Annotated in this window: 15 protein-coding genes and 1 riboswitch; of the genes, 10 read left to right on the top strand and 5 right to left on the bottom strand. The window is 66.7% G+C overall.

Translation table 11 applies throughout. The features are described 5' to 3' along the window. Positions 1 to 122: 122 nt before the first annotated feature. Positions 123 to 497 carry a hypothetical protein gene (locus ABL844_RS12015; protein WP_418131378.1) on the bottom strand — a complete coding sequence of 125 codons (375 nt, stop codon included), beginning with the start codon at positions 495 to 497 and terminating at the stop codon, positions 123 to 125. A 39-nt stretch (positions 498 to 536) separates the two neighbouring features. Beyond that, the gene (locus tag ABL844_RS12010) at positions 537 to 851 is read right to left on the bottom strand and encodes a toxin-antitoxin system YwqK family antitoxin (protein ID WP_184636619.1); all 315 of its coding nucleotides are present in this window, start codon (positions 849 to 851) and stop codon (positions 537 to 539) included. 111 nt (positions 852 to 962) lie between these two features. On the opposite strand from ABL844_RS12010, the gene ABL844_RS12005 reads away from it, so the two are divergent. Then, positions 963 to 1,196: a 4Fe-4S dicluster domain-containing protein gene (locus tag ABL844_RS12005; protein WP_184636617.1), complete on the top strand. Its 234-nt coding sequence runs from the start codon at positions 963 to 965 to the stop codon at positions 1,194 to 1,196. Positions 1,197 to 1,474: 278 nt separating this feature from the next. Here the strand turns inward: ABL844_RS12005 and ABL844_RS12000 are convergent, their stop codons facing one another. Beyond that, the gene (locus ABL844_RS12000) at positions 1,475 to 1,747 is read right to left on the bottom strand and encodes a hypothetical protein (protein ID WP_418131377.1); all 273 of its coding nucleotides are present in this window, start codon (positions 1,745 to 1,747) and stop codon (positions 1,475 to 1,477) included. Between the two features lie 432 nt (positions 1,748 to 2,179). Between ABL844_RS12000 and ABL844_RS11995 the strand changes: the two genes are divergently transcribed. From ABL844_RS11995 to arsC, 5 genes are all read left to right on the top strand, one after another. Beyond that, the gene (locus ABL844_RS11995; protein ID WP_418131376.1) at positions 2,180 to 3,274 is read left to right on the top strand and encodes a DNA glycosylase AlkZ-like family protein; all 1,095 of its coding nucleotides are present in this window, start codon (positions 2,180 to 2,182) and stop codon (positions 3,272 to 3,274) included. Positions 3,275 to 3,548: 274 nt separating this feature from the next. Next, a complete protein-coding gene (locus ABL844_RS11990; RefSeq protein WP_418131375.1) occupies positions 3,549 to 5,735 on the top strand; it encodes a TonB-dependent siderophore receptor in 2,187 nt (728 codons plus the stop codon). 99 nt (positions 5,736 to 5,834) lie between these two features. Next, a riboswitch (FMN riboswitch) is annotated at positions 5,835 to 6,006 on the top strand. A 110-nt stretch (positions 6,007 to 6,116) separates the two neighbouring features. Beyond that, entirely contained in the window at positions 6,117 to 6,629 is a 513-nt protein-coding gene (locus ABL844_RS11985; protein ID WP_369658612.1) for a 6,7-dimethyl-8-ribityllumazine synthase, read from the top strand. A 40-nt stretch (positions 6,630 to 6,669) separates the two neighbouring features. Further along, positions 6,670 to 7,353 (top strand): glutathione S-transferase family protein, encoded by a 684-nt coding sequence (locus ABL844_RS11980; protein ID WP_418131374.1) that lies wholly within the window; start codon positions 6,670 to 6,672, stop codon positions 7,351 to 7,353. Between the two features lie 28 nt (positions 7,354 to 7,381). Beyond that, the gene (gene arsC / locus ABL844_RS11975; protein WP_418131373.1) at positions 7,382 to 7,762 is read left to right on the top strand and encodes an arsenate reductase (glutaredoxin); all 381 of its coding nucleotides are present in this window, start codon (positions 7,382 to 7,384) and stop codon (positions 7,760 to 7,762) included. Between the two features lie 3 nt (positions 7,763 to 7,765). Here the strand turns inward: arsC and queG are convergent, their stop codons facing one another. Continuing rightward, entirely contained in the window at positions 7,766 to 8,836 is a 1,071-nt protein-coding gene (queG, locus tag ABL844_RS11970; protein WP_418131372.1) for a tRNA epoxyqueuosine(34) reductase QueG, read from the bottom strand. On the opposite strand from queG, the gene tsaE reads away from it, so the two are divergent. The 3 genes from tsaE to ABL844_RS11955 all read left to right on the top strand — a co-directional run bounded on the left by tsaE (position 8,822) and on the right by ABL844_RS11955 (position 11,246). Beyond that, a complete protein-coding gene (gene tsaE / locus ABL844_RS11965) occupies positions 8,822 to 9,328 on the top strand; it encodes a tRNA (adenosine(37)-N6)-threonylcarbamoyltransferase complex ATPase subunit type 1 TsaE (protein WP_418131371.1) in 507 nt (168 codons plus the stop codon). The two genes, queG and tsaE, sit on opposite strands and share 15 nt — an antisense overlap. Next, the gene (locus ABL844_RS11960) at positions 9,325 to 10,794 is read left to right on the top strand and encodes an N-acetylmuramoyl-L-alanine amidase (protein ID WP_418131370.1); all 1,470 of its coding nucleotides are present in this window, start codon (positions 9,325 to 9,327) and stop codon (positions 10,792 to 10,794) included. The genes tsaE and ABL844_RS11960 overlap by 4 nt, the downstream gene beginning before the upstream one ends. A gap of 164 nt (positions 10,795 to 10,958) precedes the next feature. After that, positions 10,959 to 11,246 carry a glycine zipper domain-containing protein gene (locus ABL844_RS11955; protein ID WP_126018379.1) on the top strand — a complete coding sequence of 96 codons (288 nt, stop codon included), beginning with the start codon at positions 10,959 to 10,961 and terminating at the stop codon, positions 11,244 to 11,246. A gap of 77 nt (positions 11,247 to 11,323) precedes the next feature. Here ABL844_RS11955 and ABL844_RS11950 read toward each other — a convergent pair whose 3' ends face one another. Further along, entirely contained in the window at positions 11,324 to 11,992 is a 669-nt protein-coding gene (locus ABL844_RS11950) for a DedA family protein (RefSeq protein ID WP_126018377.1), read from the bottom strand. A 48-nt stretch (positions 11,993 to 12,040) separates the two neighbouring features. Between ABL844_RS11950 and ABL844_RS11945 the strand changes: the two genes are divergently transcribed. After that, positions 12,041 to 12,538, top strand: coding sequence for a GNAT family N-acetyltransferase (locus ABL844_RS11945; protein ID WP_184636600.1), 498 nt, complete (start codon positions 12,041 to 12,043; stop codon positions 12,536 to 12,538). The last annotated feature ends 11 nt before the right edge of the window (positions 12,539 to 12,549 follow it).

The following is a 12,549-nucleotide window of genomic DNA, read 5'->3' as shown; positions in this document are numbered from 1 at the left end:
GGCGTTTGATGAGTCTTCCCCACATCGACTGACTCTTCGGAGTCTGCATTTTCCCCGCCCCTTTGTTGAATCAAAGACTGAGCTCTGCTGAAGAGCGACTACATCTGGCCTAACTTTGCCTGTCAAAGAAGAGAGGATGCAGCCCCACGGCGAATGGGATCGCACGGGAAAGCCAGAAGATGTTGGATCGCATCCGCGATAGTCCACTGTTCGAAGCCAGGGGTGGCAATCGAGCCATCAGGTGCAACCTCCGAAACGTTGAACCCATCTTCAACGTCTTCGTAGTAAATAGCCATTTCCCCAAGCTGTGCCACGATGAAGACCGATTCGCTCACACCAGCACGCATGATCGGTGCGGCACGAAACGGGACGCGAAGACGGGCAAATTGGTCGGCTTGCTCTGGTGAACACTCGGTGAGTTGGGCGGACACCAGTTCCTCCAGTTCGTCACGAGAAATCGGAACCCAGCGATCCATAGTTTTTGAACGAAGATTCATGAAGGATTTGAGGGCTTGGCGGACTTCAGCTCCTAGCCGTCAGTTGAAATTCGTGCTCGGCTCTTCGATTCCAGCGGAACTCCAAAACCGCCACACGCCAACCTCCTTGCCCGCGCGATAGCGCCCCTCTGCTGCAAGTTGGCCGTTCGCATGAAAGTCGCGCCAGAGCCCGTCTTCCTTGCCATCCACGTACTGGCCTTCGGAAACCAATTTGCCATTCTCGTGGTACTCAACAAAGAGGCCGTGCCGAATCCAGCGCGTTCGGTCTGGTGCCATCACCCGCGCATAACGAAATCTGATGGCTCCTGAGTCGTAGGGAATCTCAGCGATGTTGAGGTCAGCTTCAATGGGCATGCTGTTGGCATCTGCAGGCGAATTGGCAGAGAGGTCGGGGGCGTCCGGTCCTGGCCGGCCGGAGCCAGCGGCATGCTACCTTTCGCGCCGATACGCTCGTTCGAATCATAGATGGACGCACACCCACCTCGCCGCCCGCACCGACCGGGTTGGCTGCCAGTTGTCGACGTCGCGCGCTGCACGGGCTGCGGTTGGTGCGTCGCCGCGTGCGACCTCCACCTTCTCAGCCTCGAAGTCAAGCAATGGAGGAAGTCGTCGACCCTCCAAGACGCGAATCGGTGCACAGGGTGCAGCGATTGCGCAGTGACTTGCCCTTTTCATGCGATCACCATGCGAAAAGGCTGAAACGCCCTTGGCGTAGGCCTCGCCGCTCAGGCAATCCTTAGACCTGGGCACGTGAGCCGCACGGTCGTGAGTGTCAGGTCCGGGTCGGTAGAACCATCCACCTCGCCACAGCCATCGCCGGCATCGCTGCAAAGCGGGGGCGCGCATTGCCGGCCAGTGGTCAACCTGGAACACATAGTCGCCATGGAGCCCTGTGTCGCAAACCTCAATCGAACCGAATTCCCTTCACCACCGGGCCATCAGGCAGGCCGCGAAACTCGCGGCCCGCACACCGGCAACTAACCGCCGGTCTCAGGCGCCCCACGCCGCGCCTTCTCGCTCATCTGAAACAGCTCCCCAGCCTTGCGAGCCATTTCAGCCGCAAGCCAGAGCAGGTTGTTCAATTGCCGAGGCCCATCCCCGCTGCACCAGTCGATCTCTTCCCCATGGCATACCCATAGAAGAGCTTCAAGCTGAGTGAGGGTGTTTTCAAGAAGATCCGCCGGGTCTTGTTGGGCGGCTTCTGCGGAAGCTACCGGCGTGCGAGGCCGGGCTATAGTCTTGGTAGCCATTTTTGTGCGTTCCTTCCAAGGTGTTGCACGAACTTGGTTAGACGGCTGGGGTGCTAGTAACACCCTGGCCGTCGCCTTTTGATACCTCGCATCTGCATCGCTGCTTTCGCACCGACGACCTGCCGCGAGGCAAGCAGCTTTCGAACATTTGGGTGACTTGAGTGGGTGGCTCCTTTCTGCTCCCTTGGCGAGGTGTTGAGTGATAGGGGCATTCACTCTAGAGAAGAACCCGGCGAAGGAGCCGCTACCACAGCACGAAGTCGCGCAGACTGCCAACAAATGCAGCTTCCGCAATGCGCCATGCGTAGGCCATGAGCCCATGCCGCAGCGGCGTTGAACGCTCACCCCGTCTGCGTGAGCGCGCCCCGAACAACAGCGCCAACAAACAAACCCAGCAAAGCGAAACCGCCCCGCCTGTGCTGCAATCCGCCGATGCCTGCCCCGACCCTCGACGACCTGCGCCGCTACGCAGTGGCGCGCACCCTCTTCAAGCCAACGACCCTGCCCGCCGCGATCCGCCGGCTCGGCTTCGTGCAGGCCGACCCGATCCGAGCCCCGGCACGCGCGCAAGACCTCACGCTGCGCCATCGCGTGAAGGACTACCGCGCGGGCGATCTCGAAAACCGCTACACGCGCCTCGCGATCGAGGAAGACTGCCTCGTCAACTACGGCTTCCTGCCGCGCGAGCATCTGGCGCTGATGCATCCGCGCGAGGCCAGGCAGGCTTGGGACGCCGATACGCGGCGCAAGGCGGCCGACGTGCTCGCCTACGTGCAGGAGCATGGCCCGGTGCATCCGCGCCAGGTCGAGCAGCACTTCGCGCACGGCCGCGTCAAGAACTACTGGGGCGGCTCCAGCAACGCGACCACGCACCTGCTCGACGGCATGCACTACCGCGGCATGCTGCGCGTGGTGCGGCGCGACAGCGGCACGCGCGTCTACGAGGCGGTGACGCACGAGCCCGCGGACGACAGCCCTGCCGGCCGCGCCTGGCGTGCGGCGGCGCTCATCGAACTGGTGGTGCGCAAGTACGCGCCGCTGCCTGCATCGAGCCTCACGTACCTCGTGCGGCTGCTCGGCTACGGTGCGCCGCATCTTTCGGCGCAGACGCAGGCGGCGCTGCGCATCGCGCGCGAAGAACTCGCCAGCTGCAGCATCGATGGCACCATCTGGTTCTGGCCCGCCGACGAGAACCCGGCCTCGCGCCGCCACGCGCCCGACGACGCGGTGCGCCTGCTCGCGCCCTTCGACCCTGTCGTGTGGGACCGCCGCCGCTTCGAGCTGCTCTGGGGCTGGACCTACAAGTTCGAGGCCTATACGCCCGCGCCGAAGCGCCAGTTCGGCTACTACGCGCTGCCGATGCTGTGGCACGACCGCGTGATCGGCTGGGCCAACTTCGGCAGCTCGCCCGAGGGCCGGCTGAAGCCAGTGTTCGGCTATGCCGACAAGAGGCCGCGCGACGCGGGGTTCCGCGCGGCGCTCGACGACGAACTGCAGCGCATGACGCTGTTTCTCGCCGGGCGCTGACGTCTTTCTTCCTATAATCGCCGGCCTCAGCCAGCCGCCCGCAACGGGCGCCAGCCGTCTTCGAAGGAACGAAGACCGCAGCCGAAAAAGCTGCCCGCGACGACGCAACAAGAACCCACAAAACACACCGGCCGCCAGCCCGAAGCGAGCCGCCGGTTGCGCTCGTTCGGATCGACGGAATCAACGGGATCAGAGACGAGAAGCCATGGCGCGCCCACATCCGGCGCACGCCGCAGCCACTCCCCCCAAACGCAGGACACAGGAGAAGCTGCACATGACATCGAAGAAGCATCGGCGCCCGGCTTGGCGCCTTTCTCATACCCGCCGCGCCACGCTCGCCGCAACCGCCATGGCGCTGGGCGCCGCCGTACCGGCCTACGCCGAGGAAAAAGACGAATCCGCCGAGACCCGCAAGGCCCTGCCGACCATCACCGTGACCGGCGATGCGGGAGAGACCGCCACCGGCCCGGTGACCGGCTTCGTCGCCAGGCGCGGCGGCACCGCCACCAAGACCGACACGCCGCTGATCGAGACGCCGCAGGCCATCTCGGTGATCACGCGCGACCAGATGGAGGCGCAGAGCGCGCTCACGCTGCGCGAGACCACCAACTACACGGCGGGCGTGGTGTCGAGCAACTTCGACAGCCGCGTTGACCGCTTCAAGGTGCGCGGCGGCGATGCCATCGAGTACCTCGACGGGCTGCAGCGCAGCTACGGTGTGTACAACACCACCCGCGCCGATCCGTACACGCTGGAGCGCGTCGAGCTGCTGCGCGGACCCTCTTCGGTACTCTACGGCCAGGGCGGAATCGGTGGCGTGCTGAACCTGGTGTCGAAGCGGCCGCAGGCCGAGCGGCAGCGCGAGGTGCAGGTGCAGCTGGGCAGCCACAACCGCAAGCAGGTCGCGGCCGACTTCACCGGGCCGCTGGACACCGAAGGCAAGTGGCTCTACCGCCTGGTGGCCGTCAACCGCGACAGCGGCACGCAGGTCGACCACGTGCCCGACGACCGCATCCTGCTGGCGCCCTCGCTCACCTGGCGCCCGAGCGCCGACACCTCGCTCACGCTGCAGGCGCTCTACCAGAAGGACAAGAGCGGTTCGCTGATCGGCTTCTTCCCTTGGCAGGGCACGCTGCTGCCCTCGCTCTACGGCCAGATTCCCACCTCGACCTTCACCGGCGAGCCGGGCTTCGACCGCTTCGACACGCGCAACACCTCGTTGGGCTACCTGTTCAGCCATCGCTTCAACGACACCTGGACCTTCAGGCAGAACCTGCGCTCGACCGAGAGCAAGGTGGTCTACAACACCGCCTACACCAGCTTCACCGCCAACCGGCTCACCGGCCGCCCGGCGCGCCCGGTGTTCAACGCCGACCAGCGCACCATCGAGCGCGACCTGGTGGTGCAGCTCAACGGCGGCAAGATGCTGCTGCTGGACAACCAGGCCGAGGCGCACTTCAAGACCGGCGCGGCGGAGCACACGCTGCTCGTCGGCGCGGACTTCCAGCGCAACGAGACCTCGCAGTTCACCGGCCGCGGCCGCGCGGGCGCGCTCGACGTCTATGCGCCGATGTACGGCAACTACACCGCGCCCACCTTCCTCACGCGGCAGCCCGCGGTGCTGCAGAAGCAGGCCGGCATCTACGTGCAGGACCAGATCAAGTACGGCCGCTGGATCGGCCTGCTCGGCCTGCGCCACGACAAGGCCACCACCGACACCGAAGGCCGCCCTGCGGTGGCGGTCGACGACAAGGCCACCACCAAGCGCGCCGGCCTCGTCTACCTGGCCGATGGCGGATGGGCGCCCTACCTGAGCTATGCCGAGTCGTTCCTGCCGCTGGGCGGCGCGGACGTGAACAACAAGCCCTTCAAGCCGCAGCGCGGCAAGCAGTGGGAAGCCGGCGTGAAGTGGGAGCCCGAAGGCCAGCGCACCTCGTTCCTGGCGGCGGTGTACGACCTGCGCGACACCAACCGCAAGACCACCGACCCGACCAATCCGCTCAACAGCGTGCAGCTCGGCGAGGTGCACGTGAAGGGGCTGGAGCTCGAATACAAGGGCAGCATCGGCCGCGACTGGGACTGGGTCGCCTCCTACGCATACACCGACGCACGCGTGTCGCGCAGCACCGGCTCCGACCTGGGCAAGCGCATCTCGGGCGTGCCGAAGCACACCGCCTCGGCCTGGCTGATGCGGCGCTTCTCCATCGGCGGCGTGCCCGGCTTCTCGCTGGGCGGCGGCGTGCGCTACCTCGGCAAGTCGTACGACGGCATGGACGCCAACCCGGTGCCTTCGGTCACGCTGCTGGACGCGATGATCGCCTGGGACAACGGCCCGCTGCGCCTGTCGCTCAACGTGGGCAACCTGACCGACAAGGTTCAGCTGACCACCTGCCTCGCGCGCGGCGACTGCTTCTACGGCCAGCGCCGTACCGTGACTGCGGCGGCCACGTATCGCTTCTGAAGAAAATCCTTGCCCGGGCGAAGGTCTGGCGCGGGGGCGACAGGCCGGCACCGTGGGTGCCACCTAGAATCGCCCCCGCTGCGCGGTTCGCCGCGCGGCAAGCGTTCTCAGGGCGGGGCGAAATTCCCCACCGGCGGTGATGGCGGCATGTTCCGGAAGGAAAGGCAGCACAAGCCCGCGAGCGCCTGGGGCTCGCAATGAGCTCCAGGGTCAGCAGATTTCGGTGCGATTCCGAAGCCGACGGTCACAGTCCGGATGAAAGAGAGCGCGAAATGCGGGTCGGCCCGCGCGCTGCGCTTTTTCAGGCGAACCGGCGCGCGAGCGGGCTCGCTGTTTCGTGCGCCCTGATTCAGGAAACCTGCTTTCTTCAAGAGGCACACCATGAGTCAGATCAACGACCTTCCCCTTTCCGCCGTCACCGCGTCGGGTTCGCCGCGCGGCACGCGCATCGCATTCGTCGAGGCGCAGTGGCATTCCGACATCGTCCACCAGGCGCGCGACGCCTTCCTCGAGGAGATGGAGCGCCAGGGCGTGGCGCGCGACCTCATCGACATCTTCGACGTGCCGGGCGCCTTCGAGATTCCGCTGCACGCCAAGCGGCTCGCCAACTCGGGCAAGTACGCGGCCATCGTCGGCTGCGCGCTGGTGGTCGACGGCGGCATCTACCGCCACGAGTTCGTGGCGAACACGGTGGTCAGCACGCTGATGTCGCTGCAGCTGGAGACCGACGTGCCGATCTTCTCGGCCGTGCTCACGCCGCACCACTTCCACGAGCACGTGGAGCACCGCAAGTACTTCCACCGCCATTTCGCGGTGAAGGGCACGGAAGTGGCCGAGGCCTGCGTGAAGACGCTCGAAGGGCTGAAGAAGGTGGACGCGCTTCTGGCCGCCTGACCTACGTGACATCGGGGGCGGGCCTGCGTAACCTGCGCGGATGAACGCTCCATCCACCTCCGCCCGCGAAGACCGCTACACCCTCTACGGCGCCCCCGGCTCGGGCGCCACGCCCGTGCACGCCGCGCTCACGCTGATCGGCGCGCAGGTCGAGACCGTCGACATCGCCCCGTGGGAGGGCGATGCCGAGCGCGAGCGGGTCGCCGGCGTCAACCCGATGCGGCAGGTGCCGGCGCTCGTGCTGCCTTCGGGCGAGGTGATGACCGAGAGCGCGGCCATACTGCTCTGGCTGGGCGACCGCTATCCCGAGGCCGGACTCTGCCCCGCACCCGACGACCCGCTGCGTGCGCGCTACCTGCGCTGGATGGTCTACCTGCCGGCCGCCATCTATTCGATGTTCTGGGTGCGCGACGAGCCTTCGCGCCTCGTGCCCGACCCCGCCGCGCAGCCGGCGATGCTCGAACGCACCGCCGAGCGCATCGCGCATTGCTGGCAGCTGATGGATTCGCAGATCGACGAGCCCGCGCCCTACCTGCTGGGCGAGAAGATCAGCATGCTCGACCTGTACGTGACCGTGGTGTCGCGCTGGACGCCGCGCCGTCGGCGCTTCTATCGCGTGGCGCCACGCATGGCGCAGGTGGTGCGCCGTGTCGATGCCGATCCGCGCCTGGCGGAATTCTGGGAGGCGCGCTTTCCGTTCTCGATGGACGCACAGGAAAGCTGAGCGGCGCCTGTTTCCTATCATCGGCACCATGACCGCACGCACCCCCACCACCGCCTACCCGATGACGATCTACCACAAGCCCAACTGCAGCACGTCGCGCAACGTGCTGCAGTTGATCCGCGAAAGCGGCGTGGAGCCCGAGATCGTTCTCTATCTTGAAACGCCGCCCTCGAAGAAGAAGCTGCGCGAGCTCTCCAAGGCCATGGGCATGGGCGCGCGAGACCTGCTGCGCACCAAGGAGGCTCCCTACGAGGAGCTGAACCTCGCCGATCCGAAATGGACCGACGACCAGATCTTCGACTTGATCGTGGAACACCCGATCCTGCTGCAGCGGCCCATCGTGGTCTCGCCGCGCGGCACGCTGATGTGCCGGCCGTGGGAGCGGGTGCGCGAGATCCTGCCGGCCTGAGGCTCAGTCTGCGCGTTGCGCCAGGCCCCAGGCGACGTGCTCGCGCACCAGTTCGCTCGGGTGTTCCGCCCGCGTCGCCAGCGCTTCCTTCGCACCACCCTCGCCCGAACGCACCGCGTTGCCCAGCGCCACTGCGATGTTGCGCAGCCAGCGCTCGTGCCCTATGCGGCGGATCGGGCTGCCTTCGGTGCGGCGCAGGAAGTCCTGTTCGGTCCACGCGAAGAGATCGGCCAGCGTGCGGCCGGTGAGTTCGTCGCGCGCGTCGAAGTCGGGCAGCGTGCTCTTCTTGGCGAACTTGTTCCAGGGGCAGATCAGCTGGCAGTCGTCGCAGCCGTAGATGCGGTTGGCCATCAGCGGACGCAGTTCGACCGGAATGGAACCGCCGTGCTCGATGGTGAGGTACGAGATGCAGCGGCGCGCGTCGAGCCGCTTCGGCGCCACGATGGCCTGCGTCGGGCACACGTCGATGCAGGCGCTGCAGCTGCCGCAATGCGCGGTGACGGGCTCGCTCGGCGGCAGTTCCATGTCGACGTAGATCTCGCCCAGGAAGAACATGGAGCCCGCATCGCGGTCGAGCACCAGCGTGTGCTTGCCGCGCCAGCCCTGGCCGCTGCGCGAGGCCAGCTCGGCTTCGAGCACGGGGGCCGAGTCGGTGAAGGCGCGGTGGCCGAAGGGGCCGACCTCCTCGGCGATGCGCTCGGCCAGCCTGGCGAGCCGGTTGCGCAGCACCTTGTGATAGTCGCGACCTCGGGCATAGACCGACACGATGGCCTCGCCAGGCCGCTTCAGCCGGTCGAACTCGATGGCCTGCCACTCGGGCTCGGTGGTGCGCGGCAGGTAGTCCATGCGCGCGGTGATCACGCTGACGGTGCCCGGCACCAGCTCGGCCGGACGCGCACGGCGCGTGCCGTGCGTTTCCATGTATTGCATCTCGCCATGGAACCCATGGGCCAGCCATTGCATCAGACCGGCCTCGGCGCTCGATAAATCGACGCCCGCGATTCCGATTTGGGAGAATCCGAGTTCCCGGGCCAAGGCCTGAATACGAACAACGAGTGGATGGCTGACGATCACTTGCCGATTGTAGAAACGCACAAGAGCACCCGCAGCCTGCGCTGGTGCAGCGAAGCCGACACCGATGCCTTCGCGCAGGCGCTGGCCGCATCGCCCGCATTGCGCGACGCATTCATCGAGCTGCATGGCGACCTCGGCGCCGGCAAGACCACTTTCGTACGCCACCTTCTGCGCGCCCTGGGCATCACCGGCCGCATCAAGAGCCCCACCTATGCGGTGGTCGAGCCCCACGAGGCGCCCGACGGGCTGCAGATCTTCCATTTCGACTTCTATCGCTTCGCCGACCCGCGCGAATGGGACGACGCCGGCTTCCGCGACATCTTCGCCGGACCGGGCCTCAAGCTGGCCGAGTGGCCGGAGAACGCCGCGGGCCGTACGCCAATTGCCGACCTCGCTATTAAAATAGAAGCAATGACTGACGACACACGCAGCGTGACCCTCCTCGCGAACACCCCTCGCGGCAGCGATCTGCTGGCGCGCATCGCCGCATGAAGGCGGCCGGCCTGAAACGGCGCGTGCTGCTGCAGGGCGGCAGCATCGCGCTGATGCTCGGCGTGCACCAGATCGCGCGCGGAGCCACCATCCTCGCAGTTCGCGTGTGGCCCGCCGCCGACTACACGCGCGTGACCATCGAGTCCGACGCACGCCTGAACTCGCAGCAGCTCGTGGTGGGCAGCCCGCCTCGGCTCGCGGTCGACATCGAGGGCATCGATCTCAACCCCGAGCTGCGCGAGCTCGTCGGCAAGATCAAGCCCGGCGACCCGTACATCAACGGCCTGCGCGTCGGGCAGAACGCGCCGAAGGTGGTGCGCATCGTGTTCGACCTGAAGCAGGCCGTGGTGCCGCAGGTGTTCTCGCTCGCGCCCGTGGCCGCGTACAAGCACCGGCTGGTGCTCGACCTGTACCCCGAGCAGGCGATCGACCCGATGGAAGCGCTGATCGCGGAGCGCCTGCGCGATGCGCCGCGCACTTCGGGCGGCGGCTCCGCTGTCGCCGGTGTCGTGCCGCCGCCCCCTGCCCCGGCAGCCGATCCGCTCGGTGACCTGATGGCGCAGCAGTCGATGCGCCCTGGCCCGCAGACGCCTCCACCCGCTGTCGCGATCGCACCCGATCGCCCTTCGGCCCCGCCTCCGCCCGTGGTCGGCACCACGCCCGTCAGGCCCGTCGCGCCGCCTCCGCCGGTTGCGCCTCCGTCGCGAGGCCCCAGCAGCACCGCCACCGCCAGCCGCACCGACCGCATCATCATCGTTGCGCTCGACCCCGGCCATGGCGGAGAAGACCCCGGCGCCATCGGCCCCGCCGGCACGCGCGAGAAGGACATCGTGCTGCAGGTGGCCCACCGCCTGCGCGAGCGCATCAACGCGAGCAGCGTGAACGGCAGCCCCATGCGCGCCTTCCTCACGCGCGACGCCGACTTCTTCGTGCCGCTGGGCGTGCGCGTGCAGAAGGCGCGGCGCGTGCAGGCCGACCTGTTCGTGAGCATCCATGCCGACGCCTTCACCACGCCCGCCGCGCGCGGCGCCAGCGTGTTCGCGCTGAGCCAGAGCGGCGCGTCGAGCAGCGCGGCGCGCTGGCTCGCCAACAAGGAAAACGACGCCGACCGGGTCGGCGGCGTGAACGTGGGAACCCACGAGGCACAGGTGCAGCGCGCGCTGCTCGACATGAGCACCACCGCGCAGATCAATGACAGCCTGAAGCTCGGCGGCGCGATGCTCGGAGAAATCAAGGGCATCGGCGCGCGGCTGCACAAGGGCTCGGTCGAGCAGGCCGGCTTTGCGGTGCTGAAGGCGCCCGACATTCCGAGCGTGCTGGTGGAAACCGCCTTCATCAGCAACCCGGAAGAAGAAGCGAACCTGCGCCGCGTCGACTACCAGGAGAACCTGGCAGATGCGCTGATGCGCGGCATCCAGCGCTACTTCGCGCAGAACCCGCCGCTGGCGCGCAGCCGGCAGCTCTAGCCGCCCCCTTTCCCGCACCGCTGCTGGCTGTAGAGCCAAAGCATGCACTCCTGTCCCACGCGGTGCGCCCCGCGAGGCCGCACAGGCACGTGCGGCTGGTTCCTACACGGCACACGGGGGTGCGTTGGACATGATGAGCCATCACTCATCGAAAGGTGGACATCATGAACACACGTCTCTGGATCGCTGCAGCCGCAGCCACTTCGGTCATGACCATTGCGGGTTGCGCAAGCGGTCCCAATCAGAACCTCGGGACCGGCGTAGGCGCCGTGGGCGGCGCTCTGGTGGGCAATGCCATCGGCGGCAACACCGCGAGCACCGTGGGCGGCGCGGCCATCGGCGGCCTCATCGGCAACCAGGTCGGCCGCAATGCCGATGAACGCAACTATTACAACCAGCAACGCTATCCGCGCGGCAGCGGCTACTACCCTGGCAACGGGCCGAACTACTGATGCACGGTCTGAACAACGGGCCTGAATGAAAAAGCGCGCCCCCCGGCGCGCTTTTTTCATTGGTTGGCGAAGTCGGGTCAGGCCTGCGAGGCCTGGGCCTCGCGCGCCTTCTCGGCCTTGGAGGCGCGCCACGCGCCGTAGATCGCCAGAAGGCCCGGTACGAAGATCAGCGCCCAGATGATCTTGTCCAGATGCTGGCGCACGAAAGGCAGGTTGCCGAAGAAGTAGCCGGCGGTGGCGATGCCCAGCACCCAGATCAGCCCGCCCACCACGTTGAACATCGTGAACTTCGCGCGGTTCATCTCGGCCACGCCGGCCACGAAGGGCGCGAAGGTGCGGATGAAGGGCATGAAGCGCGCGAGGATGATGGTGATGCCACCGTAGCGCTCGTAGAAGGCATGGGCCTGGTCGAAGGCCTTGCGGTTGAAGAAGCGCGAGTTCTCCCACTGGAACACCTTCGGCCCGAAGTAGCGCCCGATGGAGTAGTTGCACTGGTCGCCCAGGATCGCGGCCGCGATCAGGATGCCGCACGCCAGCGGATAGTTCATGAGCCCCGCGCCGCACAGCGCGCCGACGATGAAGAGCAGCGAGTCGCCCGGCAGGAACGGCATCACCACCGCGCCGGTTTCCACGAAGACGATGAGGAACAGCAAGGCATAGACCCAGGGGCCGTAGGCGATGACGAAGGCCTCGAGGTGCTTGTCGACGTGAAGGATGAAGTCGACGAGAAAGCTGATGATTTCCATGGGCGCGGATTATCCTTGCTCGACCTCGACGCACTCGCGAATCACCCCATGCTGCACATACGCGCCGCCACGGATGCGGACTGGCCCGCCATCTGGTCCGTCCTGGAACCCACCTTCCGCCGCGCGGACACCTACACGTATCCGCCCGACGTGACCGAGGAACAGGCACGCCACTCGTGGATGAAGGTGCCCACGGCGATCTTCGTCGCCTGCAACGACCAGGGCGCGGTGCTCGGCACCTACGTCCTGCGCCCCAACCAGCCCGGCCAGGGCTCGCACGTAAGCAATTGCGGTTACGTCGTGTCCGACGCGGCGCGCGGCATGGGTGTCGCATCGGCCCTGTGCGAACACTCGCAGCAGGAGGCCCTGCGCATGGGTTTTCGCGCGATGCAGTTCAACTTCGTCGTGTCCACCAATGAAGGCGCGGTACGCCTGTGGCGCAAGATGGGCTTCGAGATCGTCGGCACGCTGCCGGGCGCGTTCAGGCATCCGCGGCACGGCTTCGTGGATGCCTACGTGATGTTCAAGCAGCTGCAGCAGCCCTGAGCGGACGCCTC

Origin of the sequence: Variovorax sp. 278MFTsu5.1, assembly GCF_048305045.1 — a bacterium.
In the GTDB taxonomy this organism is placed as follows: Bacteria; Pseudomonadota; Gammaproteobacteria; order Burkholderiales; family Burkholderiaceae_C; genus Variovorax; species Variovorax guangxiensis.
This window is presented reverse-complemented; position numbering and strand designations above follow the sequence as displayed.

Excerpts from the sequence above, each read along its gene's own strand:
- ABL844_RS12010 (WP_184636619.1), bottom strand. The coding sequence starts at position 851 with ATGCCCATTGAAGCTGACCTCAACATCGCTGAGATTCCCTACGACTCA.
- ABL844_RS11995 (WP_418131376.1), top strand. The coding sequence starts at position 2,180 with ATGCCTGCCCCGACCCTCGACGACCTGCGCCGCTACGCAGTGGCGCGC.
- ABL844_RS11950 (WP_126018377.1), bottom strand. The coding sequence starts at position 11,992 with ATGGAAATCATCAGCTTTCTCGTCGACTTCATCCTTCACGTCGACAAG.
- ABL844_RS11955 (WP_126018379.1), top strand. The coding sequence starts at position 10,959 with ATGAACACACGTCTCTGGATCGCTGCAGCCGCAGCCACTTCGGTCATG.
- arsC (WP_418131373.1), top strand. The coding sequence starts at position 7,382 with ATGACCGCACGCACCCCCACCACCGCCTACCCGATGACGATCTACCAC.
- ABL844_RS11960 (WP_418131370.1), top strand. The coding sequence starts at position 9,325 with ATGAAGGCGGCCGGCCTGAAACGGCGCGTGCTGCTGCAGGGCGGCAGC.
- ABL844_RS12005 (WP_184636617.1), top strand. The coding sequence starts at position 963 with ATGGACGCACACCCACCTCGCCGCCCGCACCGACCGGGTTGGCTGCCA.
- ABL844_RS11985 (WP_369658612.1), top strand. The coding sequence starts at position 6,117 with ATGAGTCAGATCAACGACCTTCCCCTTTCCGCCGTCACCGCGTCGGGT.
- ABL844_RS12000 (WP_418131377.1), bottom strand. The coding sequence starts at position 1,747 with ATGGCTACCAAGACTATAGCCCGGCCTCGCACGCCGGTAGCTTCCGCA.
- ABL844_RS11980 (WP_418131374.1), top strand. The coding sequence starts at position 6,670 with ATGAACGCTCCATCCACCTCCGCCCGCGAAGACCGCTACACCCTCTAC.
- tsaE (WP_418131371.1), top strand. The coding sequence starts at position 8,822 with ATGGCTGACGATCACTTGCCGATTGTAGAAACGCACAAGAGCACCCGC.
- ABL844_RS11990 (WP_418131375.1), top strand. The coding sequence starts at position 3,549 with ATGACATCGAAGAAGCATCGGCGCCCGGCTTGGCGCCTTTCTCATACC.
- ABL844_RS12015 (WP_418131378.1), bottom strand. The coding sequence starts at position 497 with ATGAATCTTCGTTCAAAAACTATGGATCGCTGGGTTCCGATTTCTCGT.
- ABL844_RS11945 (WP_184636600.1), top strand. The coding sequence starts at position 12,041 with ATGCTGCACATACGCGCCGCCACGGATGCGGACTGGCCCGCCATCTGG.